Below are 26,765 nucleotides of genomic sequence, written 5' to 3'. Positions count from 1 at the left end.
AGTAAGCCAACAGTCATTGCGGTGTTAAATCAGTGATGGACATGATTTCTGTTTAATTTCTCTGCGCTACATCATAATTTTTGAAACGATAATGAGTATCATTTGTTGGTCTGTCTCAGTAAAATGGCAGACGGTTTTATGTCACTTTTTTAACTTCTGCGCTTCGGTGCATCTCTTGGTAAATGGATTATTACTATGTCTGAATTAAAATCTGTTTCGCATGGTGGAAAAAGCAAGTCCTTTCGCTTCATTACCTCTCTGTTGTTCTGCCTTTCCCCGTTGTTTTGCAATCCGGTTGCCGCTCAAGAGCCCCAGTCACTGATCTTCGCTAATTTCCGCGATACCCGTGATCTCAACCCGCATATTTACTCCGGCGAGATTTGGGCGCAGAACATGTTGTATGAATCACTGGTTAAAGTGACTCCGCAGGGGATCCAGCCCTGGCTGGCTGAAAAATGGGAAACCTCGGCGGATGGCAAGGTGTATACCTTTACACTGCGTTCCGATGTGAAATTCAGTGATGGGGTGGTGTTCAATGCGCAGACCGCTAAACAGAATATTGATGCGGTACTGGCTAACCGCGAACGTCATGGCTGGCTGGAGATGGTGCGCATCATTGACAAGGTCGATGCGCTGGATGAACACCGCCTGCGTTTTACGCTGAAAGAGGCTTACTATCCCTTCCTGATTGAGTTGGCGGTTACCCGCCCGATGCGTTTTATTTCACCTGCGGCGATGAAAGACGGGGGAACGAAGCAAGGCGTTAATGCTTATATCGGCACTGGCCCTTATGTGATGAGCGAGCATAAAACCGATGAGTATTCCGTGTTTACGCTTAACCCTTATTACTGGGGGGAAAAACCGAAGCTGGAAAAAGTGGTGATGAAGGTTATTCCCGATACGCAAACCCGTTTACTGGCTTTACAGAAAGGGGAAATCGAGCTGATTTACGGTAAAAACATGATTGATGCCGATGCGTTTGCCCAACTGAGTAAAGATAAAAAATTCACTACGCAGTTATCTGAGCCGGTTTCGACCCGCATGTTGTTGATTAACACGACGTCGGAAAACCTGAAAGACGTGCGTGTGCGTCAGGCGTTGCAGCACGCGGTGAATAAAGTCGATATCGCGGAAGGGATTTTTAACGGCAGTGAAGTCCCTGCTGATACGCTGCTGGCGAAAAATGTGCCGTACAGCAATATCGACCTGAAACCGTATGCCTACGATCTGGATCAGGCTAAAAAGCTGCTGGATGCGGCGGGCTGGCAGCAGAAAAGCGGGCAACCCTGGCGTCAGAAAGACGGAAAACCGCTATCCATCGGTATTTACTACGACAGCAACACCGCCTCGCAGAAAGTCGTCGCTGAATATCTGCAAAATGAATTTGCGGAATTGGGCATTGAACTTAAGCTATATGGTGAAGAAGAACAGGCATATCGTGACCGTCAGAAAGCCGGTAAATTCGATATCGTGTTTAATATCTCCTGGGGCACCCCTTATGATCCGCAGTCGTTCTTGTCTGGCATGAAAATGCCGGTCTATGGTGATTACGCGGCGCAACAGGGGCTGACGCAGAAAAAGCAGATTGATAGCAGCATTGCACGCAGCTTGATCACCACCGATGAAAAAGAGCGTCAGGAGCTGTATCGCTATGTACTGACCACGTTGCATGAGGAAGCGGTCTATATTCCGCTGACCTATGAACGTAACCGTGCAGTCTATGTGAAGAGCCTGAAAGGCGTGGGTTTCAATCCATCACAATTTGAGATCCCGTTTGATCGCATGTACCGCGATTAACGAGAGGCGAGCCTGATATATCCGTCGACTGAAGCCCCTGCATGGTGATTTAAAAAGCGGGGGCTTATAAAGAGTGACGGATATATCGGGCTGTTTTGTCACTCTGCCTGCGAAATTATAGGTTGCTGTGTGAAAAGATATCTCTGCCGTCGTTTACTGCTGACGTTACCGATTTTGCTGGGGATCTCATTCCTGTCTTTTTTGTTATTAAATCTGGTGCCAGCCGATCCGGCAGAAGTTGCCTTACGGGTGAATGAAATCATTCCGACGCCAGAGTCTATCGCTGAGATGCGTCAGCAACTGGGGTTGGATCGCCCCTTTCTGATCCGTTATCTCTATTGGCTGTATGATGCCGTGCGGCTGGATTTTGGCTATTCCTACATTAACAATCGCCTGGTACTGGATGAGATCGCCCGTTGTTTACCGGCGACGCTGGCGCTTGCCGCGTTGTCTCTGGTCATCATCCTGTGCGTCAGCGTTCCACTGGGGGTTCTGAGCGCGGTCTATAAAGATAGCGTTTTTGATCGCCTGATCCGCTCGCTGGTGTTCCTCGGTACGGCGATGCCCAGTTACTGGCTAGGATTATTGCTCATCTGGTGGTTTGCTTTGTCATGGGATTTGCTGCCAACCAGCGGCAGCGGCACCTTTGCGCATATCATTCTGCCTGCCGTCACGTTGTCGATGGTTTATGTGGCAATCTATATCCGCCTGATCCGTAATAATATGCTGGAAAATATGCAGCAGTATTATGTGTATTATGCCCGAGCCCGCGGGCTGACTGAAAAAAGCATCATTCTGCGTCATGTACTGAAAAACTCGCTGCACAGCAGTATCACCGCGCTGGGGATGAGTATTCCGCAACTGCTGGCCGGGACGGTGATTATAGAAAATATCTTTGCCTGGCCGGGAGTAGGGCGGTTATGTATTTCGGCTATTTTTAACCGTGATTATCCGGTAATTCAGGCTTATATCCTGATGATGGGGGTGCTGTTTGTGATCTGCAATCTGTTGGTGGATATCATTCAGCGCTGGATGGATCCTGCTCTGCGGCATGAGGGATAATATGCTGTTTTCGCACAAACTGTTGCGCGATAAAGTCGCACTGCTCTGTCTGCTGGTGATCGTGACGGTGGTCATTATCGGGGTTTTTGCCCCGTGGCTGGCGCCCAACGATCCTAATAAAATCAATATTGCGCGCAAATATGCTGACTTCAGCGCACGTTTTCCGCTGGGCTCCGACCATCTGGGGCGTTGTGTGTTATCACGCCTGATGTTTGGTGTTCAGACTACGCTTTTTCTGGCGCTGCTCACTATGACGATCACCATTGTGATCGGTTGCCTGTTTGGTTTTTTATCCGGCTATTTTCGGGGAACGCTGGATGAGGTGATGATGCGCTGTTGCGATATCATGCTGTCGTTCCCCAGCCAGATTATGATCCTGGCGATTGTCGGGATACTTGGCGTTGGGATCTTTAATGTGATCCTGGCCAATATCCTGGTGAAGTGGGCATGGTATACCCGCATGATCCGCGGGATCGTTATCAAACACAGCCAGAAAAACTATGTCCTGTTTTCGCGGGCCAGCGGAACGCCGCTGTGGTTTATCCTGCGGCGTCATTTGTTGCCGAATACGCTATCGGAGATCGTGGTGCTGGCAACGCTTGATACCGGTTGGGTGATCCTGAATATCTCCGCGCTGTCGTTCCTCGGGCTGGGCGTACAGGCGCCGACCGCCGAGTGGGGGACGATGTTAAGTGAAGCGCAGAAAGTGATGATGAGCCATCCGACGCAGATGCTGGCGCCGGGGCTGGCGATTTTGGTGGTGGTGGCGGCATTTAATCTGCTGGGTGACTGCTTGCGTGACGCGCTGGACCCTCGGGAGTCTCACTGATGAGCGAGCTATTACGGGTAGAGAATTTGCAGGTTGGTCTGGTGTCTGGAGGGCGTCGGTTGCTGCATGATATTTCTTTCGCGCTGCCCCGCCACGCATGTCTTGGCATCGTCGGCGAAAGCGGGAGCGGTAAAAGCCTGACCTGTCGTGCGCTCATGGGGCTGTTGGGCGGGCAATTCACCCAGGCAGGGCAAGCCTGGTTGAATGGCATTGATTTGCTGGCGCAGGAACCGAATGCCATGCGTCGTCAGCGCGGTAAAACCATCGGTATGATCCTGCAACACCCGATGAGCGCGTTCGATCCCTTACAGACGCTCGGCAGCCAGATGACGGAGACCTTTCGCGTGCATCTGGCGTTGAATAAGCGTGATGCACGCGCATTGGCGCTGGAGATGATGCAACGAGTCCGGCTGCGCGATGTCGTGCTGTTATTTGATAAATATCCTTGTCAAATCAGTGGGGGAATGCTGCAACGGGTCATGATTGCCATTGCGTTGGCGCTGGAGCCGCAACTGCTGATTGCTGATGAACCTACCACCGCCCTCGATTCGGTGACTCAGTACGACATCATGCAGGAATTTAGCGCGATTCGTGAACGTCTGGGCACCACCATGCTGTTTATTTCACACGATTTCGGTGTGGTAAATCATATTGCCGATCGGGTGCTGGTGATGCATCAGGGACATGCGGTGGAACAGGGTGATGTTCAGCAGGTACTGCGCCAGCCGCAGCATCAGCATACCCGCTATCTGGTGGAATCGCGCCGGGCATTGCAGCAGCGTTTTCATGCTGTGGTTGACACGCCGCAACGCAGTCGGGAAGAGCGCTATCAGGAGGCCGTCAGTGAGCATCTTGCTTGAAGTGAACAATGTGCATCACGGCTATCGCTCTCAGGATGGCGGCGCCAAATGGTTGCCGGTATTGAATGGCGTGTCGTTCAGTGCCCGGGCTGGCGAGTGTTTGGGGATTATCGGTGAGAGCGGCAGCGGCAAAAGCACCCTGGGGCGTATTTTGCTGGGGCTGGAAGCGCCAAAAAGCGGGCAGGTCAAGCTGGCGGGGCAATCGCTGTATGCGCCGTCACGGTTCTGGCAACCGCGGCGTAAAGGGCTGATGCGCGTCAGCGCGGTTTTTCAGGATTACACCTCGTCGGCCAATCCCTTTATGAATGTATTGAATATTGTGTCTGAGCCGTTACTGGTGCGGAGCGCTATCCGGCGTGATAACGTGCGGCGGCAGGTTGTGGCGTTACTGGAGCAGGTGGGGCTGACGGACGATGTCTGTGAGCGTTTCCCGCATCAGCTCAGTGGCGGGCAGATGCAGCGTGTCTGTATCGCCCGCGCCATTGCCAGCCAGCCCGATTTCATGGTGCTGGATGAAGCGGTCAGCGCGTTGGATGTCACTGTGCAGGTTCAGATCCTTGATTTGCTTGCAGACCTGCGCCAGCAACTGGGGCTGACCTATCTGTTTATCAGTCACGATCTGACCGCCATTACTTATCTGTGTCAGCGGGTCATTTTTTTGCAGCAGGGCCGCGTGATTGAACGGGTCGACGACATGGCGATGCTGGGGCGGGTACAGCACCCGTATGCGCGACAGCTTTTACAGGCGGTGATGGCGTTTTAATGACGTTGAATGCCGTTTTGCACGGTAGCTGCCGTCGCGTTTTCAGACCTTAGTTCACCGTTGACAGCAACAACCGGGTATAGGGGTGCTGCGGCTGGCTGAATATCTGCTCTACCGGCCCGGTTTCGATGATTTCGCCATCTTTCATTACCGCAATCCGGTGGCTCATATGTTGCACCACGCCGAGATCGTGGGAGATAAACAGCATGGAAAGCCGTAGCTGACGCTGTAGCGCCACCAGCAGATCCAGCACCTGCGCCTGGGTGGTGACGTCCAGCGCGGAAACCGGCTCGTCGCAGATCAGAATATCAGGCTCGGAAGCCAGCGCCTGAGCGATCGACACCCGCTGCCGCTGACCGCCGGAAAGTTCGGTCGGGCGTCGGGACAGCAGGTCAGGCGTCAGCCCGACCTGCGCCAGCAGGGTCAGGATCCGCTGTTGTCGATCGGTTTGTCTGAGGTCGCGCCTCAACCGCAGCGGCTGCTGGAGGATCTGTGCCACGGTGAATTGTGGATCGAACGAGCCAAGCGGATCCTGGGTAATGGTCTGGATCCTGGCGCGCAGTGGGCGGCGTTTACGCTCCGGCAACGCGCTCCAGGGGCTGCCAGCCAGCCATACTTCACCATGATCTGGTTTCTGCAATGCCAGAATGATTTTCCCCAGCGTGGTTTTTCCCGAACCGGACTCCCCGACAATACCCAGCGTTTCTCCGCGTCCCACCTGCAACGATACCCGGCTGACGGCATTCATGCGGCTGCCGTCAGGACGGGTAAAGGCAACCGACACCTGATCCACTTTCAGCGCAGCGTCAGAGATCGTTTCGGCGTGGGAAGCTACCGACGATAAGGCGCCCGCAGGGAGATCGCGCAGCGGATTTTCGCCCGCCAGCCAGTTGCCGCGTGTTGCTGCGGTCGGGATCGCCGCCAGTAACCGGCGGGTATAAGGGTGTTCCGGCGCCGACAGAACCTGACGAGCGGAACCGTACTCAACCAGCGCGCCTTTCTGCATGACCATCACCCGGTTCGCCACCTGTGAAACAACCGCCAGATCGTGGGTGATCAGCAACACGCCATGACCTGCCTGTGCCAGAGCGGTGAACACCTTCAATACCTGCTGCTGTACCGTGGCGTCCAGTGCGGTGGTTGGCTCATCGGCGATCAGCAACTGAGGGCCGCCTGCCAGCGCCGACGCAATCAGCGCCCGCTGGCGTAAACCGCCGGAGAGTTCATGCGGATACTGGGCGGCACGGTTAGCCGGATCGGGAATACCCGCCTGTGCCAGCAGCGCCGCAACCCGATCGGCAACCTTAGCGTGCGGCAGCAGCCGATGTGTGAGGATCGGTTCAGCCACTTCCTGGCCAACCTTGCGTAACGGGTCGAGTGATACCAGCGCATCTTGCAAAATAAAGCCAATCTCGCGGCCACGGATATGCCGCCAGTCACGATCGGCCAGGTAGCGCAGATCGCAGCGGCTACCATCGTGACGCAGCAGATCGATGGCGCTGGCGCGAACATCGGCATGTTCGCCCGTCAGCCCGACCAGCGCTCGTGCGGTAACCGATTTCCCCGATCCCGATTCCCCGACCAACGCCAGAATTTCACCGGCGTTAACCTGAAAGCTGAGGTTTTTCACCGACTCCACCAGACCTTGCCCGCTACCGGGGAAAGTGACGCTCAGTCCCTGTACCTTCAGCAGCGGCTGGTCGGCAGAAGTGGTGGTGTGATGACTCATGATGCGCTGCCTTTTGCCAGAATGGTTTGTAAACGTCGCCCGAACAGCGTGATGGCAATGACGGAAAGCGCCACCACGCTGGCCGGGAACAGACTGACCCACGGCGCGATATCCAGGAAGTTACGGCCATCAGCCAGCAGTGCTCCCCATTCGGCGGTAGGGGGAACCACGCCCAATCCAAGAAAACTCAGCGCGGACGCAGACAGGATTGCGTGCCCGACGCCGATGGTGGCGACGATCAGCAGTGGGCGCAGGGTATTGGGAATGATATGCCGCACGACGATATACAACGGGTGTTCTCCCAGCGCGATAGCGTGTTCCACGTAACCCGAAAGCCGCACCTGAAGTACCTGTGATCTCACCAACCGTGCATAGCCTGCAATCCCGGCCAGTCCTACCGCCAGCAGCGTATTTTCCGGCCCACGCCCCAGCACGGCAATCACCAGCAGCGCCAGCAGCAGATCGGGGAAAGCCAGCATAATATCCAGCAGACGCACCAGCACCTGACGCACTGGCGACGGAGCGAGTACTGACAGCGTGCCGAGCAGCACGCCGCCCAGACAGGCGATCAGCATGGCCCCGGCCCCGATGCTCAACGACAGTGAGGTGCCGTGGATCACCCGGGCCAGGATATCCCGCCCCAGCGTATCGGTGCCGAACCAGTGATCGCCGCTCGGGGGTTGCAGAATCGCGCCAAGATCCATTTCATCAACCGATCGGCTGGTAAACAGCGCCGGGAAAAATACCGCCAGCACCAGCAGGAATACGATTGCCGCCGGCAGCAACGTCGCGGGGGAAAGCCAGGGGTTACGATAGAGGGTGTGACGGCGCGAAAGCGTCATGGGTTCACTGCTCATGGGCGTTCGCTTTCTTGCGCAAACGGGGATCGACAATCAGATACAGGGTTTCCACCAACAGGTTGATCACCACAAACAGCAGCGCGGATAGCATCACGATGCCGAGCACCAATGGCATATCGCGGGTTTCAATCGCGTGCAGCGTAATCTGCCCAATACCGGCGCGTCCGAACACCGTTTCGGTTAATACCGAACCGCCAAGCACGCTGGCCAGCAGCGTACCGGTCAGCGTTGACGCCGCCAGCGCCGCATGGCGCAAAGCGTGGCGAATTCGCAGACTGGTTTCGCTGACGCCGCGGGTGCGTACCGTCAGGGCAAACGGCTGGGACAAGGCTTCCTCCAGCCCGTCGCGCAGTACCTGGCTGAGAAGCGCCGCTATCGGCAGGCTGAGGGTGATGATGGGCAGCACCAGTGACATCAGGCCGTCATTACCCGTAACCGGAAACCATTGTAGTTGAAAACTGAAAATGCTCAGTAGAACAATCCCGATCCAGTAGACCGGCGTACTGAGCAGCGTCAGCTCCAGCCAGGAGACCAACCGCCGCAGTTGGTGGTAACGTCCCGCAGTGATGAGCGCACTGGCAATGGCCAGCGTCAGCGCCAGTGACACTCCGCCGAGCGCCAGCGGCAGCGTTTCGCGCATGGCGTCATAGATAACCGGCAGCACCGGTTGCCGATATTGGTAGCTGATGCCGAAATCACCCTGCAATGCCTGAGCGCAATAACGCAGATATTGCATCCACAGCGGCTGATCAAGGCCGAATTGCCGGGTCAGCGCTGCGCGATAAGCATCATCCACCACGTTTTCGCCGCCGCTGAGAATGGCAATAGGATCGCCGGGAATAAGTTTAACGGCAATAAACGTCAATGTGGCTGCGCCCCAGAGCACAGCCAGAATGGTTAACAAACGTTTGCCGCATCCCGCCAGATTAATGTTTAATCCAGACATCATAGAAGTTCGGTTTAGCATTGGTCGCCCAGCTTATTCCCTGTACCTGCTTCGACAGACCGAGCTGGTAAGCCGGAATATAGACAGGGAGAACATAGGCCTTGTCGATAACGTCATGTTGAATATCGGTATAGAGCTGTTTACGTTCAGCGTCGCCGGCGCCCACCGCTCTCCTCAGTTTCTCATCCAGTACGCTTATCCGCGTAAAGTTGTTGCCGTTGGGCGGGGCGTAGTTGGAGTCGAACACCGTGCGCAGAATGTCCGGCTCGGCGCGGACGAAATAGTTGGAGGCAATGTCGTAGTCATTGGCGTTGGTGCGGCTGGTAAACGAACCGGCATCAGTCGGATCGAGCTTCAGCGCAAATCCGGCCTGTTTGACCTGATACTGAATCGCCTGGAACAGCGTGATGTCAGCTGCTTCAACGTTGGTTGTGGCATAGACGAAAGTGACCGTCAGGCGTTGGCCGTCTTTGGTGCGGTAGCCCTCGCTGTCTTTGCTGTTCCAGCCTGCGCTGTCCAGCAACTGGTTGGCCTTTTGCAGATCAAATCCCCAGCGTGATTTCACCGTGGGATCGTAATACAGGGTGGCAGGGCCGACGACGTTATCCGCCGCTTTCAGCGTGCCGAAATAGGCCGCTTTCACCGCCGTTGCGGTATCCGCTGCGCTCTGAAACGCCTGGCGAACCTTGACATCCTGGAACGGCCCTTTGGTGGTGTTGAAGTATAGTACGCGGTTGATGCCAGGGTTTTCATAGGTGATCACGTCCAGCCGCGGATTCTTTTTCACCGAGGGATAATTGGCGGGTGGCACGGCGTCAATGGCCTGAATCTGACCGCTGGTCAATGCCCCCAGCCGTACTGAGGCCTCCGGCAGATATTTAAAGGTAATGCCGTCCAGATACGCCGGGCCGGTATGTTTCGCATAACCCGGCCCCCAGTTGTAATCCGCACGTTTGCTTAACTTACTGCCGCTGCCTTTGACAAAGGAATCCAGAATAAATGGCCCGGAACCTACTACTGTGTTGCTGGTATTCGGCGTGTTTTTCAGATAGGCAGGCGACTGGATGCCCAGATACGGCAGGCTCAGTCCTTGTAACAGCGGCGCAAATGGCGAGGAGTAATGAATCACGACCGTATAGGCGTCGGGCGTGGTGATATTGTCGATAGGCCCTAACAGTGATTTGGCATAGCTGGAAGTGGTTTTCGGATCGAGAATGCGTTCCAGATTATATTTTACCGCCTCGGCGTCCAGTTTTGTGCCGTCACTGAAGGTCACGTCTTTGCGCAGATGGAAAGTGTAGGACGTATTGTCGTCGTTGATTTCCCAGCGTTCGGCCAGCCAGGGGGTAAAACGGTTATCTTCCGCCTGGCCGACCAGCGAATCCACCACGTTGCGGGCAATCAGGGCGGTAACGCCATAGGCGGTAATGTGCGGATCAATAATTGGCGTATCGCTGCCCAGTCCGACATTGAGTACGCCGCCCTGAGCCGGTTTGTCAGTACTGTCTGCGCTCCATGCACTGGGGGTGAGGGTAAAAAGCAGTGATAGAGCACCGACGGTGAACAATTTAGCCGATGGAAACTGCGTCGCTGATGATTTTTTTTCCATTCCCTGAGTCCTTAAGATCTTACGTTAGCCTATCTTATGTGCTGTAAATGTAGGGAGATGGTGTAAAGGTGTAAAAGCACAAAAAATACTTTTTAATGCTAAAAAAATATATCAGGAAGATAAAAACGGCCATCTGCTGATGAGGTGGCCGGTGTTGAAGAGTCGGCGAAATCAGCGTGTGGCTTCAGCCTCAGTGACTTCCGCATCTGGCGCATGGGTGATGCGATTGCGCAGGTCGCGGCGGACAATTTCGACTAACCAGAAACAGAACATATGGCCGAAAAGCTCAGAGAAATGCTCGGCAAATGGCTGATCCCATGGCGCCGGAACGGTGCCAAACAGCGGCAGCAGCACGATATGGAATACAACATGGAGGACCAGACCATAAAAAGCACCCTGCCAGAGTTTAATTTTTGGATAAAATTCAGCAGCAACACAATACAGCACGGCAAAAGTAATAGAAAAACCAAAGTGCATGATAAAGCTCATGATTGGTCTTGCGTTGCCATTATACAAATAGGTAATGTGCGAGAGTTCATAAGACATGCCGAGCTGTTGTAATAATTCCTGTGGCGGGTTAGTCATATCCCGAAGAGGCGTTCTTGGTGGAAACGGTATTTCCCAGCCAAATTTGGCAAGTGCGCAAACAAGGCCGGCAATTATCCCGACAAGTATTGCCAGCAGGATTTTTTCCTTTGTGGTGCGTAACTGCATACTATTTCTCCCTTAAATAACCAGGTAACAGGTTTAATTCCGTACAAATTCTGTTTGGAGTCAGAGCCGGTCAAAAATGATATTGTTGAGTTGATTGAAATAGATTAAGAACCAATCCACATAGTGCTGTGTTGTTTGCCGTTTTCGTGTCGGCCCCGCATCTTTTCAGCGACGAGCGTTGCAGAACTGTGGCATCCAAATGGTTAACAGCGGTGATACCTATCGGGATATACCCTTCATCTTTCAAGTTGCAGGTGCGTTGGCTGCGTTACTCGGCCCATCCGTGGGCCTCGCCCCTTCGGGGCCGCTGTGAGCAGCGTTCAAATCTGCTCCTGGCAGATTTGTCATTCACCCCAGTCACTTACTTGAGTAAGCTCCTGGGGGTTCTCTCGGTTACCGCCTTCCTGCATCTCGAAATCTATTGGGTATAGGATCTTATCCGGCAGTGATAATACACCTATCCACAAACAGGTACGATTTTATATTGATGATATGGCAAGATATAATGTGAAAATAATGATACCACTTATCGCAGATGTGGTTATTTGTTGTTTCTAAATGTATATTTTTGTAAATTTTCAGGTATAATTAGAAAGGAATGAGAAAGGTATATTTAATGTTATAACTATTCAAAATAATGGTTTTGCTACGTAAATTAAATAAGAATATGAGAAATAGTTGTCGATTTTCCAGGTTTTAATAAAAAATAACCGTGCGATTTTGCGCATATTTAAAACAGATGATTAAAATCGGTTAGTTTTTGTCAGGCGCCTATCCTGATCCGCCCCATTAATATTCTTGAAAATAAACGCGTGAAGGCAGCGTTACACTGCCACTCAGATTTGCCAAAAACATATTTTGTAATTATCTACCACAACCTAATTGGTTAATTATTGTTCGCCTGGGTAAACACGCGATGCAGACCATAAATGCCCCGATCTTATGATGAAAAAACAACCTCTCTTTTAGTAATCCGAAACCAGACCAGCCATGCAACGCCGAGGGCCGCCCAAATCAGGCCGAGGATCATTGAGTCCTTATCCAGATTGAACCACATAAAGCCAATCGATCCCATGCCCAGTAGGGGAAGTATCAGGTTGAATAATTTGTCTTTCCCGGTGGCGAGTTTTCTTTCCCTGATGGCATACAGGGCAATCACGGAGAAATTCACGGCGGTAAAAGCCACCAGTGCACCAAAACTGATCAGCGATACCGCAGTATCCAGGCTGAAAAAGACGGCGCTCATCGACAGGCCGCCGACAAACAGTACGCAATATACCGGGCTGCCAAAACGTGGGTGCAGATAGCTGAAAAACGAGCCAGGGAAAATACCGTCGCGGCCCATGATGTGCAGCAGGCGTGAAGCGCTTGCGTGCGAGGCCAGCGCGGAAGCCAGAGTATTAATCAAAATCGCGACCAGAAAAAGGGACTGAAAAAAAGCGCCGCCAACATACAGTACAATTTCCGGCATTGCCTCAGAAGGATTCTTAAACCGGGCGTTGGTCGGGAAATAGAGTTGAATAAACCAGGCTGCGGTGAAAAAAATCACTCCACCAATCAGGGCGGTCAGGAAAACCGCACGCGGAATGGTTTTGCGTGGCTCATGGCTTTCATTACATAACGTGGTGACGGCATCAAAACCGAGGAAGGAGAAGCAAAGTACGGCGGCGCCGCTGATAAGCGGGATGATGCTGTTATCGCCGTTCAGCAGGGGTTTTAGCGTCCAGATGGCTTCGCTGCCTGATTGATGACTGACGCCCTGAATCACCAGATAGATAAAAACGCCCATCAGGATAACCGGCGCACCGACAAATAGAAAATTAAGATTCGCCAGCAGCTTGATATTACGGCAGTTGATAAATGTGACCAGCGCGGTGAAACCAACGATCCATATCCAGGATGGGAACTCAGGGAACAGCGATCTGAGGTAAATGCCTGCCAGCAACGAATTAATCATTGGCAGCAACATATAGTCCAGCAATGAGGACCAGCCGACCATAAACCCGGCATGATTGCCGCATGTTTTCCGGGTATAGGTATAAGCGGAGCCTGCTTCAGGAAACGCACGAACCATCCTGCCGTAGCTGAGGGCGGTAAGCAGTACGGCAACCAGCGCGACTAAGTATGCCAGTGGAACTCTGCCTTCGGTAATGTCTGAAACAATGCCAAATGTATCAAACACCGTCATGGGGGTCATGTAGGCAATCCCGATGATCACGACCTGCCAGAGAGAGAGTTTTGCAGTACTGATTGATTTTACTTCCATACATTCCCCTTATGTAATACGCAAGGCGGTCTGAAATATTCTGAGCAAAGGCCATGCCAACAGCAAAGACCATGCCAGATAATTTTTATAAGATGTTGGATTGGTTGTAATTCGTATTAATAACAGTGAGTTGGGAAATGAAAATTGTTTTGGGAGAAGCAAGGATATTATCCCTGAGAGGGGCGGTTGCACCCTTCTATGGCAATAATAGAACGGATGCACCAAAAAAGATCTCAGGTGCCGTGTTTTGGAGCAATAACCGAACGGCCAACCGCTTACATGATGGAAAATAACCCGATTTGCCAGATCCTTGCGAGAGTTCCCCTGCTACCTGAAACCGGTATCAGAGGAATCCATTCGCCCCATTGCCGAGGGGAATAAGAAGTTACGCTACACGGTTAACGTGTTGGGGTTTGATGAGAGGCGGGCTGACTATTTTCCCACTCCAGCCAGTCGGGTAAGTCGTTGAACCCCATAGCCTGACGCACCAGGGTTGGTTTAACGCCGGGCAGGTTATCCGCCAGTATCAGGCCGACATCACGCAGCATTTTTTTCGCCGGGTTTCCACCTTCAAACAGTTCACGGAATCCCTGCATACTGGCGAGCATCACGGCGGCGCTGTGCTTACGTTTACGTTCATAGCGCCTGAGATAGAGATGCTGGCCGATATCTTTACCCTGTGATTGCAGGCGCTTCAGTTCGGCAATCAATTCCGCCACATCCATAAAACCCAGGTTGACGCCCTGGCCCGCCAGAGGATGGATGGTGTGGGCGGCATCACCGATCAGTACCAGCCGGTGAGCGGCAAAACTGCGGGCATAGCGCCCCATTAACGCAAAGGTTTGCCGTTCGCTTTCAAGCTCGCACAGCCCCAGCCGGGTATCGAACGCTATTGCCAACTGCTGGTTGAATTTTCTGACCGGCAACGTCAGCATGGCCTGTGCCTGATCAGGCGGCAGTGACCAGACAATCGAGCTGAGATGCGGATCGCCCAGTGGCAGAAAAGCGAGAATGCCGTCACCGTGGAATACCTGACGCGCCACCGACTGATGTGGCGACGCGGTACGGACGCTGGCGATCAGCGCATGATGGCCGTAATCCCAGAAGGTCAGTGGAATATCGGCATGTTGACGCAGCCAGGAATGCGCACCGTCCGCGCCGACCACCAACCGGGCGGTCATCATGCTGTCATCCTGTAGGGTAATAAATGCTTCGTTTTCCCCCCAGGCAACCTGTTTCAATGCGGCGGGCGCCAGCAGGGTAATATCGCTCATTTGGCAAGCCCGTTGCCACAGCGCCTGCTGAATGACCGGGTTTTCAATAATATGGCCCAGATGGGAAAAACCAAATTCTTCACCGCTGAAGCTGATTTTGCCAAAACTGTCTTTATCCCAGACGTGCATATGGTTGTAGGGGCTGACACGCTGCGCCACAAGGTTTTCCCACACGCCCAGATGGCGCAGCAGACATTCGCTGGCGGCATTGATTGCCGATACCCGCAGCGCATATGTTTTCCCAGGTGGAGGGATTTCGACCGGCTGCTGTTCCAGTACGGCAATGCGCAATCCGCTGCCTTGCAAGCCGCAGGCCAGCGCCAGACCGACCATGCCGCCGCCGGCAATAACCACGTCGAATGATTGCATAGATGTTCTTCCTGTTATGTCCAGTTAACGATCCACCCAGCCCAGCGTACGGCGGGCAAGCGTATCGCGCAGCATCGGCAGGGTATTCATGGCCATCAGACCCAGATTGCGGCCAATCTCCAATGAGAAATAGCTATTGGCGAAAAGCCTGACCAGACCATCGGTAATAGCCACTGTGGTATGTTGATCGGGCTGGCGGCGCTGCTGATAACGGCTGAGTACCGCATAGCCGCCCGGATCCTGCTGGTTGTTCACCGCATCGACCACGGTTTCCGCCAGCGACATGACATCCCGCAGACCCAGATTGAAACCTTGTCCGGCGATCGGGTGCAGCGTCTGCGCCGCATTGCCCACCAACGCCAGCCGATGGTGAATATGCCGATTGGCGGTCAGTAACCGTAGCGGATAGCTGCGACGTTCGCCAATATGGGTGAATGCGCCCAGACGCCAGCCAAACGCCCGTTGTAACTGACGGCGGAATTCGGCTTCGTCCCAGCCATCGACCTGTGCCTGCTGGTGTTGCGCGTGGCACCATACCAGTGCGCTGCGGGATTTGCTCATCGGCAACAGCGCCAGCGGCCCGTAGGGCGTAAAGCGTTCAAACGCACGGCCCTGGTGCGGCTGAGATGTGGTGACATTGGCGATGACGGCGATTTGATCATAATCCTGCTGTTGCCATTGGATGCCGCAGGATTGCGCCAGCCTGGAGTGTGAACCGTCGGCGGCGACCAGCAATTGGCCCGTTAGTTGAGCGCCATTATCCAGCGTTAAGGTGGCGTCGGTTTGCGTCCGGGCGACCGCAACGACCTTAGCCGGACAGTGCAGACGAACGCCAGGAGCCTGTTGCAGCAGCGAGAATAGCCGTTGCCCGGCCTCGTGCAATTCAACCACATGACCCAGTGCCGGAACGCGATAGTCCGAGGCTTGCAGATTAACGAAACCCGCGTGACCTCGGTCGCTGACGTGTATGTTGATTATCGCGGTGGAACAGCCTGCCAGCGCCTGCCAGATACCGATATTCTCCAGCTGCTGGCAGGTTCCTTCCGACAAGGCTATCGCGCGTGCGTCAAAGCCCGGATGTTGGCGATCAAAGGGCGGCGTCGCTTCAACCAGTTCAACCGGCACTTTCCCTTGCGAAAGCGTTGATATCGCCAGCGCCAGCGTCGCGCCAGCCATGCCTCCCCCGACAATCATTACCGTCATTCGTTGTTATCCTGAGGGTTATTGTCCAACGGCTTGCGCCATTAAGGCTTCAATGGCCTCGGCGTCTTTCACGACGCCGGCGGTCAGATTTTCGTTACCGTTTTCGGTGATGAGAATGTCATCTTCGATACGGATACCGATCCCCCGGTATTGCTGGGGAACGTTGGCATCGGGGGCAATATACAAGCCGGGTTCCACCGTAAGCACCATGCCGGGTTCGAGCGGACGACCGCGATCGGTTGAGCCATAATCGCCGACGTCGTGTACGTCCAGTCCAAGCCAGTGGCTCAGTCCATGCATAAAGAACTGACGGTGCGCCTGTTCAGATATCAACTGTTCAATTTCACCTTTCATGATACCCAGCTTAATCAGCCCGGCGATCATAACCCGAACGACTTCATTATTGACCTCATGGATGCTGCGGCCTGGGGCAAACAGCGCCAGCGCCCTTAGCTGCGAACGGAGCACGATGTCATAAATGGCGCGCTGCGGTGCGGTGAACTTGCCGTTGACCGGAAATGTCCGGGTAATATCGCCCGCATACCCTTGATATTCGCACCCGGCGTCAATCAGCACCAGGTCGCCGTCACGCATCTGGGTTTCATTTTCAGTGTAGTGCAGGATACAGGCGTTATCGCCGCTGCCGACGATGGTGTTATAAGACGGGTAGCGTGCGCCGTGACGGGTGAATTCATGATGAATTTCCCCTTCGAGCTGGTACTCGAACATTCCGGGGCGACAGGTTTGCATCGCTCGCGTATGCGCCAGGGCGGTGATCTCACCTGCACGGCGCATCAGGCTAATTTCTGCCGGTGATTTAAATAACCGCATGTCATGTACCCACGGACGCCAGTCCGTCAGCGTTGGCGGGGTGATAAAACCCTGACGTGCCCCGCCGCGTAGTAGCGCTAACGCAGCGAACACCAGCTTGTCGGCATAGTCGTACTGACCCTGAGCGTGATAGATCACGTCCAGACCGTTCAACAGTACCGGCAATTGGGTATTGATTTCATCAAAGGGTAGCGCCCGATCAATACCAAGCGCCGCCGGGGCGGCATCTTGCCCAAGCCGACGGCCAAACCAGATTTCAGCCGTCAGATCGCGAACCCGGTTGAAAATTACGCTATGTTGATGCTTTTCATCGCTTTTAATCAACAGCAGAACCGCTTCTGGCTCGTTAAAACCGGTGAAATACCAGAAGTCGCTGTTTTGGCGGTAAGGGTAATCACTGTCGGCGCTGCGCGTCGCTTCGGGTGCAGAAAAAATAATCGCGACACTGGCTGGCGCCATTTTCTCCAGCAGTGTCTGACGGCGGCGAAGGAATTCTTGTTGATTCATCTCCTGCTCCTGAAAAGCGTGCTGTGTGAAATACCTTTTTTATCCAGGCATTAATGCAGTGTCGGTTTCTTCTGCTCTGGTTCGATAACCGGCTGGCTCATGAATTCGTTATGGCACAAAATGGCAGAGACGCGTACATATTCGATCACTTCTTCAAGGGATTGCTCCAGCTCTTCCTGATCTTCATCTTCGTCATAGCCAAGCTGGGCGATGTTACGTAAATCATCAATGGCTTCTTTCAACTCACCTTGCGCCTTATTCAGCCGGGGCTGAACCACGCCCAATCCCAGCAAAAAATGGTTTACCCAACCCGACAGCGCATCAGCCCGGTCAAAAACCGTGACCGACTCGTTGTTGTCATCCGGCAGGAAAAGCTGAAACATAAAACCCTCATCTTCAAGCGTTTCGCGCGTGACCTGATACAGATGATGAAGGGGCTGAGACAGCGTCTGTGGAAAGGCCATGCCTTCGTTTGCCAGCTCAAAAACCAGGGTTCTCCAACTGTCGTCATGATTGCCGCCACACAGCATACCGCTGATCAAACCGTGCATTTCTGCGGCGGTTAGTGCGATCTGCTGCTGGTGCAGCAATTGGTCCAGGGTTTCATAGCCTGGAAACGTATTCTCTATAGACATGCGCATTCGTCGTCGTTGGCAGGATTGGTTCGTGTTATGCTACCACCAAGCTCCGTCTCTATACCAGAAAGGGCTTGTATCTTATATTTTGGATATATATAGTGGCGCCCGCCTTAACTGGCCGCTGCCAGGCAGCGCAGGATTTGTCCCATGCGGGCGCGAAAACGAAATAAGGCAGGAAGGTGGTATGTCTGCACAACCCGTAGATATTCAGATTTTTGGCCGTTCGTTAAGAGTCAATTGCCCGCCAGAACAACAAGATGCGTTGAATCAGGCTGCGGAAGATCTTAACCAGCGATTGCAAGATCTTAAAGTTCGCACTAAAGTCACAAACACAGAGCAACTAGTGTTCATCGCCGCGCTGAATGTGTGCCATGAACTGGCGCAGGAACGGGGGAAAACCCGTGATTATGCCTCTAACATGGAGCAGCGTATCCGTATGCTGCAACAGACTATCGAACAGGCATTGTTGGAGCAGGGACGTATCACGGATCGCCAGGGCGCGCAGTTTGAGTGAGTCCGGTTTTGGCAAAAGTCCGGTGTTTTTACGCGGTAAGACGTGATAAGGTTTGCTGCGAGTAACGAATAAAATTTCTCTGAGGTGTTTGTCAGCGGGCCAGTCCCCTGAGCCGATATTTCAAACCAACAGAATGTAACGCTCCGTGGTTGGTGAGCATACTCGGTTCGTCCGAGGAGCCTTAAGACTGCGACGTTATGTTCACCTTGAACCAAGGGTTCAAGGGTTACAGCCTGCGGCGGCATCTCGGAGATCCCCTTTCTTTCACGCGTGATCATTCACGGTCATTACCCCCTATTTTGTATGCAGCCGATTCCATCATCCATACCGTCACTCTGTTTCGCGCAACGTCGTCGGCAAATCCGCCGGGATGTGCGTCAACGCCGTCGTCAGCTCAGTGCAGAGCAGCAGGCATTGTTCGCTCAACAGGTGCTGGGACAGGTGTTGGCGCATCAAAAAATAGAGCAGGCTGAAAGCGTCGCGGTGTTTTTATCCTTTGATGGTGAACTGGATACCCAACCGTTGATTCAACGGTTTTGGCAACAGGGCAAACGGGTTTATCTGCCGGTTTTACATCCTTTCAGCGCGGGGAATTTGCTGTTCCTGCGCTATGCGCCTGATACCACGCTGGTGCTGAATCGGCTGAAAATTTTAGAACCCCGGCTGGACGTGCGTCAGGTATTGCCTCTGCAACAGTTGGATGTTCTGCTGACGCCGCTGGTGGCTTTTGACAGCCGGGGGCAACGGCTGGGAATGGGGGGCGGTTTCTATGACCGAACCTTGCAGCACTGGCCACAGCGCGGGCCTTATCCTATCGGGCTGGCCCATGATTGCCAGCAGGTTGATATGCTGCCGGTGGAAAGCTGGGACATCCCACTGCCGGAAATTATCACCCCGACACGCTGCTGGCGCTGGTGAGATCATGCCCCAGCATTTGCTGCACCAGTTCAATACAGCGCAGAAAACGCGTGTCGTAGTCTGACTCCTGGACATAAACATAGGGGATGTTGTTCTCTGCCAACATGCTCTTGAGCAGATCCTGAAACGCCGCACGTGCGGCTGTACTGCCCAGACTGCGTAATCCGTCTGCCACCCACGGCGTGTTGTTTTCCAGCAGGATAACCAGATCAAAACGGTATTCAGCGATGAGCGCCTGAACAAACGGATGTTCGCGGCCTTCATACTTTTTGCAGAACGCCTGCGTGGTGACGAAATCAGTATCGATAAAGGCCACTTTATTGGCGTATTTGACCGCGAAATCAATGTACTGTGCCTGCCCCAGCGCGATCTTGTCATAGTCGGAATATTGCAATGCCATTTCGTCGCCACCCAGATGGGAGAACACATAGTCGCGGCCATATTCCCAGGCGCTGGTGGTGTTGAAAATGTTTGCCAGTTTGTTGACCAGCGTGGATTTACCGCTGGATTCGCCGCCGAGAATGGCCACGGTGCGCACAAAGAAGGGTTTTACTTCGGTCGGGATATAATCCCAGTAGCGGAAAGGATCGTGACGGATATGGGAGCCGCTGATGCTCATAAATGAGCGCTTAGGGTCGATCAATACCGTTTCTATACCCAACTGTTCGCGGTATTGCGGCGCATCCTGCTCTTCACTGGTATACACAAAGTTAGGCTCGATGCTTTTCTCCTGCATAAAAGCCTGAATACCTTTGCTCCACACGTCCCAGCCGTGCGGGTAAGGTTCCATCCCCTGTTCGTTAAAGGCGTGGATACGAATATTTTTCTGATACTTAAAAGTTTGTAACAACCAGCGCAGGCGATCGCTGACGGTAGGCTGTTGCGACATAGAGCTGTTCTCAAACAGTAGCCGGTCGCGTGGTTCGTCAAAGCCCAAAATGACGTGCAGTTCATCCACCTGGCTACAGGCACGCTGGATCAGATAGATGTGCCCGGTGTGCAGGGGATAAAACTTGCCGAAGACGACGCCAATCTTTTTTTCATGCCGGGGAAATTCCAGCCCCAGGAAACGGTGCAGCGCTTCAAGTTTCTGCGCGCTGGGGCTTTTTATTTTGGCATTGAGTAACTGGCTGAGATAACCCTTGGTCATATCTGTCGCATCAGCGACCTGTTGTAAGGTACAGCCTTTTTGCCGGATGGCGGATTTCAGATAATCGAATGGTGACATCGTCCAACACTCTTGTTTAGCGTACTAAACAAGATAGCACAGCGTGTTGGATCAATTGCAGTACCTGGAGATTTTTTACTCGTCTCATCCATGAGACTCGCCCTGTGGGCCGTCGCTGCGCGACGTTAAAAATCGCTCCCGGCGATTTTTTACAGATCGTTGAGAATATCCAGCGCATCCGCCAGCTTTTTGACGCCAAAAACCTGCATGTTGGTCAGGGGTTTTTTCGGCATGTTGGCGTGCGGCACAATGGCGCGTTTAAAGCCATGCTTGGCCGCTTCAGCAATGCGCTCCTGACCGCTGGGCACCGGGCGGATTTCCCCCGCCAGCCCCACCTCGCCAAATACCACCAGATCCTGGGGCAACGGACGATCGCGCAGGCTGGACACCAGCGACAGCAACAGCGCCAGGTCGGCGCTGGTTTCCGTCACTTTAACGCCCCCCACCACGTTGACGAACACATCCTGATCCGACATCTGCAAACCGCCATGACGATGCAGCACCGCCAGCAGGATCGCCAGACGGTTTTGTTCCAGCCCGACCGCCACCCGGCGTGGGTTGGCCATCATCGACTGATCCACCAGCGCCTGAATTTCCACCAGCAGCGGACGCGTACCTTCCCACACCACCATCACTGAACTGCCGGAGGTAATTTCGTCGCCGCGGCTGAGGAAAATCGCCGAAGGGTTACTGATTTCACGCAGTCCCTGTTCGGTCATGGCAAAGACGCCCAACTCGTTGACGGCGCCGAAACGGTTTTTATGGCTGCGCAAGGTGCGAAAACGGGAATCGGCGTCGCCATCCAGCAACACGGAACAGTCGATACAGTGCTCCAGCACTTTCGGGCCGGCCAGTGAGCCGTCTTTAGTAACGTGGCCGACCATAATAATGGCGACACCGCGCGTCTTGGCAAAACGGGTCAGATAGGCGGCGGTTTCACGCACCTGCGCGACGCTGCCGGGGGAAGACTGAATATCGGCAAGGTGCATGACCTGAATAGAGTCAATCACCATCAGCTTCGGTTGTTCCTGCTCGGCGATCAGGCAAATCTGTTCGATACTGGTTTCGGACAGCATATTCAGGTTGTGGGCGGGCAAACCAAGTCGATGTGCCCGCATGGCCACCTGTTGTAACGATTCCTCCCCGGTAACGTACAGGGTTTTCATCTGTTCAGACAGTTTGCACAACGTTTGCAGCAGCAGGGTGCTTTTCCCCGCGCCGGGGTTGCCGCCGATCAAAATCGCGCTGCCCGGCACCACGCCGCCGCCGAGCACCCGGTCAAATTCCTGAAAGCCGGTGGAAAAACGCGGTAACGCCTCCAGACTGATCTCTGACAGCTTTTGCACCCGGCTGATCCCGGCGCTTTCACCGGCGTAGCCCGTCAGGCGATCGGAACGTGAGGGCGAGGCAGACGCGGCCAGACGAACTTCAGTAATGGTGTTCCAGGCATGACAGGCGCTGCACTGTCCCTGCCAGCGTGGGTAATCTGCTCCACATTCATTACATACAAAGGCGCGTTTGACTGCTTTTGCCACGAATCACCTCGGTTGAATTAACGATCTTCGTATCTCATGCTGCCGCTGAGGATGCACAACACGCCGGTCAGATCAGCATGACGGATCGTCACCACTGACTGTTCGTTGACTTTCGGCTTGGCATGATAGGCAATGCCTAAACCAGAGGCTTTGATCATCAGCAGATCGTTGGCGCCGTCACCGATAGCAACAGTCTGCTGCAAGGGAATATTCAGTTTTTCCGCCAACTGGCACAGCGTGGCCGCTTTATATTTGGCATCGATAATAGGGCCGATGACTTCCCCCGTCAGTTTACCATCCCGCATCCCCATTTCGTTGGCAACGGCGGCAACCAGGCCCAACTTGTCACGCAGGTAATCGGCAAAATAGGTAAATCCGCCAGAAGCGATAGCGACATGCCAACCGGCTTGCTGAAGTTGACTGACCATGTTGGTTAGCCCCGGCATCAGCGGCAGGGTTTTGCGTACTTCTTGCAGAATATTCGCATCGGCGCCTTTTAATGTTCCCACTCGTTGGCGCAGGCTGGCGGCAAAATCCAGCTCGCCTCGCATCGCCCGGTCGGTCACTTCGGCAACCAAATCGCCGGTACCGGCCAGTTTGGCTATCTCATCAATGCATTCAATCTGAATGGCGGTGGAATCCATATCCATCACCAGCAAACCCGGCGACCGCAGGGTAGGGGAGTTGCTCATAAGCGCAACATCCAAATTCAGTTCATGCGCCAGCCGGGTCGCACGTGGCGTCAGCGTACCCGCCAGCCGGACAACCTGATAATTCCCCACATTCCACGCGCTGACAATCACCATTGCCGCCCCCAGGATGCGCTGATAACGGGCGAGCAAATGCTTATCAAGTACGTCGCCATACAGCAACCAACCGGTATCGCCGGCGCGGTAATCGAGTGGCATCACTTCATTACCGCTCAATGATAGCGGCAGCCCGGGCCAAAGGTTAATCTCATCCGGGAGATCACAATAGGTCAGACTATTCGACATGGGGCAGATCCTCTACTAGCGGTAATGACGTGGCTGGGTACTACACGCCGTTCGACGCGTACATCCGGCAGCCACAAATACTTTGGTCGGAAAACAGGGCAACAAGCTATCCTATCGCCAGCGCTTCTGGCAACATAAAGTATCCAAATCACGTAAGGATTATCATGGTTCGGGCTCGGGTAAAATTTCGCCTACATCGTACAGCCATTGTGCTGATTTGCTTGGCCCTGCTGGTGATGCTGATGCAGGGCGCTTCCTATTTCAGCCTGAGTCACCAGATGGCGCGTTCTGAGCAGGTTGAAGATCTGGCGCGCACCTTGACCAGGCAGGTGGCGTACAGTCTCTCTCCACTGATGGAAAGCGCTGATGACAACAGCCAGAAAATTAATAATATACTCAGGCAACTCACCGAGCATAGCCGTATTCTGGATGCCGGTATTTATCAGCAGGATGGGTCGCTGATTGCTCGCGCCGGCGAGCAGGTTCAGCTCCGGGACCGTCTGGCATTGGATGGGAATCGGGTGGGCAGTTACTTTAATCATCAACTGGTGCAGTCGATTGAGGGAAAAGACGGCCCGATAGGTTTTCTGCGTATCACACTCGATACGCATGTGCTGGGAACCGAAGCCAAACAGGTTGATAACACCACCAACATTCTGCGTTTAATGATTCTGCTATCGCTGGCTATCGGCATCATCCTGACCCGCACCCTGTTGCAGAACCGTCGCACACGCTGGCAGCAGTCGCCCTATCTGCTGACCGCCAGTAAGCCGGTAAAAGAAGATGATGGCGTGGAGAATGACGCCAGCGCGGATTAGGCTGTGTCCCTTATATTGTATCTCTGGCAGGCTACCGTTAAGCTCGCTGGCACTTTTACTTACCTGATGTCCGTTTCGGGAGGAGCAATACGGTTATGTACGGTACGTTAAATACCCTTGTTCGCAGAATAATTATCATAACATGCAGCGCATTGCTGGCCGTTATCGCCAATGGTTGCGACAATAATGAGGTTTCCTCGACCGTATCCACTCAGCCCCGGCATGACGGCTGGCCGCGTACCGTTCAGACTGTTAAAGGGCCGCTGACGTTGTCTGCTCCGCCGCAGCGCATTGTGTCAACCAGCGTGACGATCACCGGTACATTATTGGCGATAAACGCGCCCGTCGTCGGCACCGGCGCGACCAGCCCTAGCGCATCTGTTGCCGATAGTCAGGGCTTTTTCTCCCAATGGAGTAAAGTCGCCACGGAGCGCGGCGTAAAGCCGCTTTATATTACGGAACCCAATGCTGAGGCGGTTGCCGCGCTCGCTCCCGATCTGATCGTTATCGCCGCCACTGGCGGTGATTCTGCCCTGAAGTTGTATGATCAACTGGCGGTCATTGCCCCGACGCTGGTGATTGATTACGGTGATAAAAGCTGGCAGCAGTTGGCCCGGCAATTGGGGGATATCACCGGGCATGAAGCGGATGCCGAGCGGGTGAACACCGAGTTTGAACAGCGGGTGCAGGCGGTAAAGCAGGCGATTATCCTACCACCGCAACCGGTATCCGCTCTGGTCTACTATGAAGACGGGCGCGGTGTGAATATTTGGACGAAGGCATCGGCCCAGGGGCAGTTGCTTACTGAACTGGGCTTTCAGCTTGCCACTCTGCCTGAGGATATAAAAACGGAAACCAAACAGGGTAAGCGTCAGGATATTGTGCAGATTTCCGGCGAAAATTTGGCGGACAGCCTGAATGGTAAAAGCCTGCTGTTGTTTTCTGCTGATGACACTATTATCAGCGACGTAATGGCCAATCCGTTCCTCAGTCACCTGGGGCCGGTGATACAACATCATGTCTGGGCGATGGGGGTTGATACCTTCCGGCTGGACTATTACAGCGCCAGCAATATGCTCGACAATATTGAGCGACATTTCGCTGCGCCATAGAGGCAGCCCGCCGGTGTCTGCGGGTGCAGTAACCGGCGTCCGTGGTGTGAAAGACGTTGTATCAGGGCTGGCGGGCGGGTTCGTTGTCCTCGCCTGAGGGTGGTGTATCCGTTTTACGCAATAACGCCGGATCGCCAAACGTACAATGCCGCAACGGACGGATGCAGGCGGCCAGCAGCATGCATAACAGCGCGGCGGCGGCGCCGAATGACAGAATGCTTATCACCGGGGTTAATACTTTTCCCATTACCCCCAGTCCCAATGCCCCTATTGAATCCCCCGTCACATCCTGCGCGGTTCCCAGGCTGTTTACCCGTCCCAGCAGGTGATCCGGTGTATGGCTTTGGATTAACGTGAATTGTAGTAATGACGTAATCGCGTTCAGGTAGCCATAACATACCAGCGCGATCAAGGCAGGAATGATATTGTCCGCCAGTCCAAGCGAGGCTACGGATAGAAACGCCCCGATGGCGCAGCCCAACAGGATCCTGCCCGGTCTCTGAACCCGTGACACCCAGCCGCTGGTGAAAGCGCCCATCATGGCGCCAAGAGGAACCGCGGAATACATCAGCCCGATGGCGGACGGCCCGGCATGATAGGCATCGCTGGCCAGCGCAGGGAAAAGGACGCGCATCGCGCCCACGATGCTCACCAGCATACCAATCAGCACCACACTGCCGACGATGCTATGGGCGCAGACAAACTTAACCCCGCTTGCCAGCGCCCGTAACGGATGTTCCGGTTCCTGATATTCCGGCTTCATGGCAGGCAAACGCATCAGCGGGATCAGGGTGGCCAGCGTTCCTACGGCGGCCACGGCAAAATTCCAGCCTACGCCGCCAGCAACAATAATGACCCCACCCAACGCCGGTGACACAATAGCACCGAGTCTGACGGTTAACATGCTCAACGCTCCGGCGGCGGGAAGATTCTTTCGTCCCACCAGCAGCGGGATCGCCGCCATCAGCGCCGTCATGCCCAGAGCGCCAAAAAAACCGTCCCAGGCGGCCAGCGCATACAATGCAATCAGTGACGGCGTGTCGGCAAAGGCATTGATACTCAGTGCGACAAAACCCAACCCGCACGTTCCACGGGCAAACAGGATCAGCTTGCGGCGATCGAACCGATCCGCCAGCACGCCTCCCAGTATCAACCCCACGAACATGCCGATGCCATCAAGGGCGACGGCAATCCCCACCTGAAGCGTAGAGCCTGTCATGGTTTGGATCTGCACCGGAACCCCAACAGCCAGCATACCCAGCGCAAAGACTGACAACATACGGGCGACGAAGATCGCACGGAAATGCGCATTGTTTTTCAGCAAGCTGAAATCAAGCAGGATGGATGATTTAGCCATGATTATCCAAACAAAGATTAATAATTGGCCG

Annotated in this window: 23 protein-coding genes and 1 other RNA gene; 10 read left to right on the top strand and 14 right to left on the bottom strand. The window is 54.1% G+C overall.

The annotated features are described in order from the left end of the window. Positions 1-195: 195 nt before the first annotated feature. The 5 genes from nikA to BIY29_RS09230 all read left to right on the top strand — a co-directional run bounded on the left by nikA (position 196) and on the right by BIY29_RS09230 (position 5,311). Positions 196-1,797: a nickel ABC transporter substrate-binding protein gene (gene nikA, locus BIY29_RS09250; RefSeq protein ID WP_121574853.1), complete on the top strand. Its 1,602-nt coding sequence runs from the start codon at positions 196-198 to the stop codon at positions 1,795-1,797. Positions 1,798-1,926: 129 nt separating this feature from the next. Next, positions 1,927-2,859 carry a nickel/cobalt ABC transporter permease gene (gene opp1B / locus BIY29_RS09245; RefSeq protein WP_121574852.1) on the top strand — a complete coding sequence of 311 codons (933 nt, stop codon included), beginning with the start codon at positions 1,927-1,929 and terminating at the stop codon, positions 2,857-2,859. Between the two features lies 1 nt (position 2,860). After that, complete coding sequence (opp1C, locus tag BIY29_RS09240) at positions 2,861-3,688, top strand: nickel/cobalt ABC transporter permease (RefSeq protein ID WP_121574851.1); 828 nt, start codon at positions 2,861-2,863, stop codon at positions 3,686-3,688. Continuing rightward, a complete protein-coding gene (locus BIY29_RS09235) occupies positions 3,688-4,548 on the top strand; it encodes an ABC transporter ATP-binding protein (RefSeq protein ID WP_121574850.1) in 861 nt (286 codons plus the stop codon). Before opp1C ends, BIY29_RS09235 begins: the two co-directional genes overlap by 1 nt. Next, on the top strand, positions 4,532-5,311 hold the full coding sequence (locus BIY29_RS09230) for an ABC transporter ATP-binding protein (protein ID WP_121574849.1): 780 nt from the start codon (positions 4,532-4,534) through the stop codon (positions 5,309-5,311). Before BIY29_RS09235 ends, BIY29_RS09230 begins: the two co-directional genes overlap by 17 nt. 49 nt (positions 5,312-5,360) lie before the next feature. Here the strand turns inward: BIY29_RS09230 and BIY29_RS09225 are convergent, their stop codons facing one another. The 10 genes from BIY29_RS09225 to BIY29_RS09180 form a co-directional block, all read right to left on the bottom strand. Next, positions 5,361-7,040 carry a dipeptide ABC transporter ATP-binding protein gene (locus tag BIY29_RS09225; RefSeq protein ID WP_121574848.1) on the bottom strand — a complete coding sequence of 560 codons (1,680 nt, stop codon included), beginning with the start codon at positions 7,038-7,040 and terminating at the stop codon, positions 5,361-5,363. After that, positions 7,037-7,897, bottom strand: a complete 861-nt coding sequence (locus BIY29_RS09220; protein WP_121574847.1) for an ABC transporter permease — start codon at positions 7,895-7,897, stop codon at positions 7,037-7,039. The genes BIY29_RS09225 and BIY29_RS09220 overlap by 4 nt, the downstream gene beginning before the upstream one ends. After that, on the bottom strand, positions 7,887-8,849 hold the full coding sequence (locus BIY29_RS09215) for an ABC transporter permease (protein WP_121574846.1): 963 nt from the start codon (positions 8,847-8,849) through the stop codon (positions 7,887-7,889). Before BIY29_RS09215 ends, BIY29_RS09220 begins: the two co-directional genes overlap by 11 nt. Next, positions 8,827-10,455: an ABC transporter substrate-binding protein gene (locus BIY29_RS09210; protein WP_121574845.1), complete on the bottom strand. Its 1,629-nt coding sequence runs from the start codon at positions 10,453-10,455 to the stop codon at positions 8,827-8,829. Before BIY29_RS09210 ends, BIY29_RS09215 begins: the two co-directional genes overlap by 23 nt. A 171-nt stretch (positions 10,456-10,626) precedes the next feature. Continuing rightward, positions 10,627-11,169 carry a YagU family protein gene (locus BIY29_RS09205; protein ID WP_121574844.1) on the bottom strand — a complete coding sequence of 181 codons (543 nt, stop codon included), beginning with the start codon at positions 11,167-11,169 and terminating at the stop codon, positions 10,627-10,629. A gap of 940 nt (positions 11,170-12,109) precedes the next feature. Further along, a complete protein-coding gene (locus tag BIY29_RS09200) occupies positions 12,110-13,435 on the bottom strand; it encodes an APC family permease (RefSeq protein ID WP_121574843.1) in 1,326 nt (441 codons plus the stop codon). Between the two features lie 398 nt (positions 13,436-13,833). Next, positions 13,834-15,078 carry an FAD-dependent 2-octaprenylphenol hydroxylase gene (gene ubiI / locus BIY29_RS09195; RefSeq protein WP_121574842.1) on the bottom strand — a complete coding sequence of 415 codons (1,245 nt, stop codon included), beginning with the start codon at positions 15,076-15,078 and terminating at the stop codon, positions 13,834-13,836. A gap of 24 nt (positions 15,079-15,102) precedes the next feature. Next, positions 15,103-16,281 carry a 2-octaprenyl-6-methoxyphenyl hydroxylase gene (ubiH, locus tag BIY29_RS09190; RefSeq protein ID WP_121574841.1) on the bottom strand — a complete coding sequence of 393 codons (1,179 nt, stop codon included), beginning with the start codon at positions 16,279-16,281 and terminating at the stop codon, positions 15,103-15,105. Between the two features lie 18 nt (positions 16,282-16,299). After that, positions 16,300-17,619 carry a Xaa-Pro aminopeptidase gene (gene pepP, locus BIY29_RS09185; RefSeq protein WP_121574840.1) on the bottom strand — a complete coding sequence of 440 codons (1,320 nt, stop codon included), beginning with the start codon at positions 17,617-17,619 and terminating at the stop codon, positions 16,300-16,302. Positions 17,620-17,669: 50 nt separating this feature from the next. Next, positions 17,670-18,254: a YecA/YgfB family protein gene (locus BIY29_RS09180; protein WP_121574839.1), complete on the bottom strand. Its 585-nt coding sequence runs from the start codon at positions 18,252-18,254 to the stop codon at positions 17,670-17,672. A gap of 187 nt (positions 18,255-18,441) precedes the next feature. Here BIY29_RS09180 and zapA point away from each other — a divergent pair, with 187 nt between their 5' ends. The 3 genes from zapA to BIY29_RS09165 all read left to right on the top strand — a co-directional run bounded on the left by zapA (position 18,442) and on the right by BIY29_RS09165 (position 19,689). After that, positions 18,442-18,771, top strand: a complete 330-nt coding sequence (zapA, locus tag BIY29_RS09175) for a cell division protein ZapA (RefSeq protein ID WP_121574860.1) — start codon at positions 18,442-18,444, stop codon at positions 18,769-18,771. 73 nt (positions 18,772-18,844) lie between these two features. Then, positions 18,845-19,028, top strand: a non-coding RNA gene (gene ssrS / locus BIY29_RS09170) — 6S RNA. A 46-nt stretch (positions 19,029-19,074) separates the two neighbouring features. Then, positions 19,075-19,689, top strand: coding sequence for a 5-formyltetrahydrofolate cyclo-ligase (locus BIY29_RS09165; protein ID WP_121574838.1), 615 nt, complete (start codon positions 19,075-19,077; stop codon positions 19,687-19,689). Here the strand turns inward: BIY29_RS09165 and nadR are convergent. From nadR to serB, 3 genes are all read right to left on the bottom strand, one after another. Continuing rightward, on the bottom strand, positions 19,661-20,917 hold the full coding sequence (nadR, locus tag BIY29_RS09160) for a multifunctional transcriptional regulator/nicotinamide-nucleotide adenylyltransferase/ribosylnicotinamide kinase NadR (RefSeq protein WP_121574837.1): 1,257 nt from the start codon (positions 20,915-20,917) through the stop codon (positions 19,661-19,663). The two genes, BIY29_RS09165 and nadR, sit on opposite strands and share 29 nt — an antisense overlap. A gap of 149 nt (positions 20,918-21,066) precedes the next feature. Next, the gene (radA, locus tag BIY29_RS09155; RefSeq protein ID WP_121574836.1) at positions 21,067-22,452 is read right to left on the bottom strand and encodes a DNA repair protein RadA; all 1,386 of its coding nucleotides are present in this window, start codon (positions 22,450-22,452) and stop codon (positions 21,067-21,069) included. A gap of 17 nt (positions 22,453-22,469) precedes the next feature. Then, the gene (gene serB, locus BIY29_RS09150; protein WP_121574835.1) at positions 22,470-23,447 is read right to left on the bottom strand and encodes a phosphoserine phosphatase; all 978 of its coding nucleotides are present in this window, start codon (positions 23,445-23,447) and stop codon (positions 22,470-22,472) included. 164 nt (positions 23,448-23,611) lie between these two features. Here serB and BIY29_RS09145 point away from each other — a divergent pair, with 164 nt between their 5' ends. Then, positions 23,612-24,265: a YtjB family periplasmic protein gene (locus tag BIY29_RS09145; protein WP_121574834.1), complete on the top strand. Its 654-nt coding sequence runs from the start codon at positions 23,612-23,614 to the stop codon at positions 24,263-24,265. Between the two features lie 95 nt (positions 24,266-24,360). Next, positions 24,361-25,377: a Fe2+-enterobactin ABC transporter substrate-binding protein gene (fepB, locus tag BIY29_RS09140; RefSeq protein ID WP_121574833.1), complete on the top strand. Its 1,017-nt coding sequence runs from the start codon at positions 24,361-24,363 to the stop codon at positions 25,375-25,377. A gap of 61 nt (positions 25,378-25,438) precedes the next feature. Here fepB and entS read toward each other — a convergent pair whose 3' ends face one another. Further along, a complete protein-coding gene (gene entS / locus BIY29_RS09135) occupies positions 25,439-26,734 on the bottom strand; it encodes an enterobactin transporter EntS (RefSeq protein ID WP_121574832.1) in 1,296 nt (431 codons plus the stop codon). Between the last annotated feature and the right edge of the window lie 31 nt (positions 26,735-26,765).

Source organism: Brenneria alni (assembly GCF_003666245.1).
GTDB lineage: Bacteria > Pseudomonadota > Gammaproteobacteria > Enterobacterales > Enterobacteriaceae > Brenneria > Brenneria alni.
This window is presented reverse-complemented; position numbering and strand designations above follow the sequence as displayed.

Excerpts from the sequence above, each read along its gene's own strand:
- nikA (WP_121574853.1), top strand. The coding sequence starts at position 196 with ATGTCTGAATTAAAATCTGTTTCGCATGGTGGAAAAAGCAAGTCCTTT.
- opp1C (WP_121574851.1), top strand. The coding sequence starts at position 2,861 with ATGCTGTTTTCGCACAAACTGTTGCGCGATAAAGTCGCACTGCTCTGT.
- BIY29_RS09235 (WP_121574850.1), top strand. The coding sequence starts at position 3,688 with ATGAGCGAGCTATTACGGGTAGAGAATTTGCAGGTTGGTCTGGTGTCT.
- BIY29_RS09225 (WP_121574848.1), bottom strand. The coding sequence starts at position 7,040 with ATGAGTCATCACACCACCACTTCTGCCGACCAGCCGCTGCTGAAGGTA.
- BIY29_RS09220 (WP_121574847.1), bottom strand. The coding sequence starts at position 7,897 with ATGAGCAGTGAACCCATGACGCTTTCGCGCCGTCACACCCTCTATCGT.
- BIY29_RS09215 (WP_121574846.1), bottom strand. The coding sequence starts at position 8,849 with ATGATGTCTGGATTAAACATTAATCTGGCGGGATGCGGCAAACGTTTG.
- BIY29_RS09210 (WP_121574845.1), bottom strand. The coding sequence starts at position 10,455 with ATGGAAAAAAAATCATCAGCGACGCAGTTTCCATCGGCTAAATTGTTC.
- BIY29_RS09205 (WP_121574844.1), bottom strand. The coding sequence starts at position 11,169 with ATGCAGTTACGCACCACAAAGGAAAAAATCCTGCTGGCAATACTTGTC.
- BIY29_RS09200 (WP_121574843.1), bottom strand. The coding sequence starts at position 13,435 with ATGGAAGTAAAATCAATCAGTACTGCAAAACTCTCTCTCTGGCAGGTC.
- ubiI (WP_121574842.1), bottom strand. The coding sequence starts at position 15,078 with ATGCAATCATTCGACGTGGTTATTGCCGGCGGCGGCATGGTCGGTCTG.
- ubiH (WP_121574841.1), bottom strand. The coding sequence starts at position 16,281 with ATGACGGTAATGATTGTCGGGGGAGGCATGGCTGGCGCGACGCTGGCG.
- pepP (WP_121574840.1), bottom strand. The coding sequence starts at position 17,619 with ATGAATCAACAAGAATTCCTTCGCCGCCGTCAGACACTGCTGGAGAAA.
- BIY29_RS09180 (WP_121574839.1), bottom strand. The coding sequence starts at position 18,254 with ATGTCTATAGAGAATACGTTTCCAGGCTATGAAACCCTGGACCAATTG.
- zapA (WP_121574860.1), top strand. The coding sequence starts at position 18,442 with ATGTCTGCACAACCCGTAGATATTCAGATTTTTGGCCGTTCGTTAAGA.
- BIY29_RS09165 (WP_121574838.1), top strand. The coding sequence starts at position 19,075 with ATGCAGCCGATTCCATCATCCATACCGTCACTCTGTTTCGCGCAACGT.
- nadR (WP_121574837.1), bottom strand. The coding sequence starts at position 20,917 with ATGTCACCATTCGATTATCTGAAATCCGCCATCCGGCAAAAAGGCTGT.
- serB (WP_121574835.1), bottom strand. The coding sequence starts at position 23,447 with ATGTCGAATAGTCTGACCTATTGTGATCTCCCGGATGAGATTAACCTT.
- BIY29_RS09145 (WP_121574834.1), top strand. The coding sequence starts at position 23,612 with ATGGTTCGGGCTCGGGTAAAATTTCGCCTACATCGTACAGCCATTGTG.
- fepB (WP_121574833.1), top strand. The coding sequence starts at position 24,361 with ATGTACGGTACGTTAAATACCCTTGTTCGCAGAATAATTATCATAACA.
- entS (WP_121574832.1), bottom strand. The coding sequence starts at position 26,734 with ATGGCTAAATCATCCATCCTGCTTGATTTCAGCTTGCTGAAAAACAAT.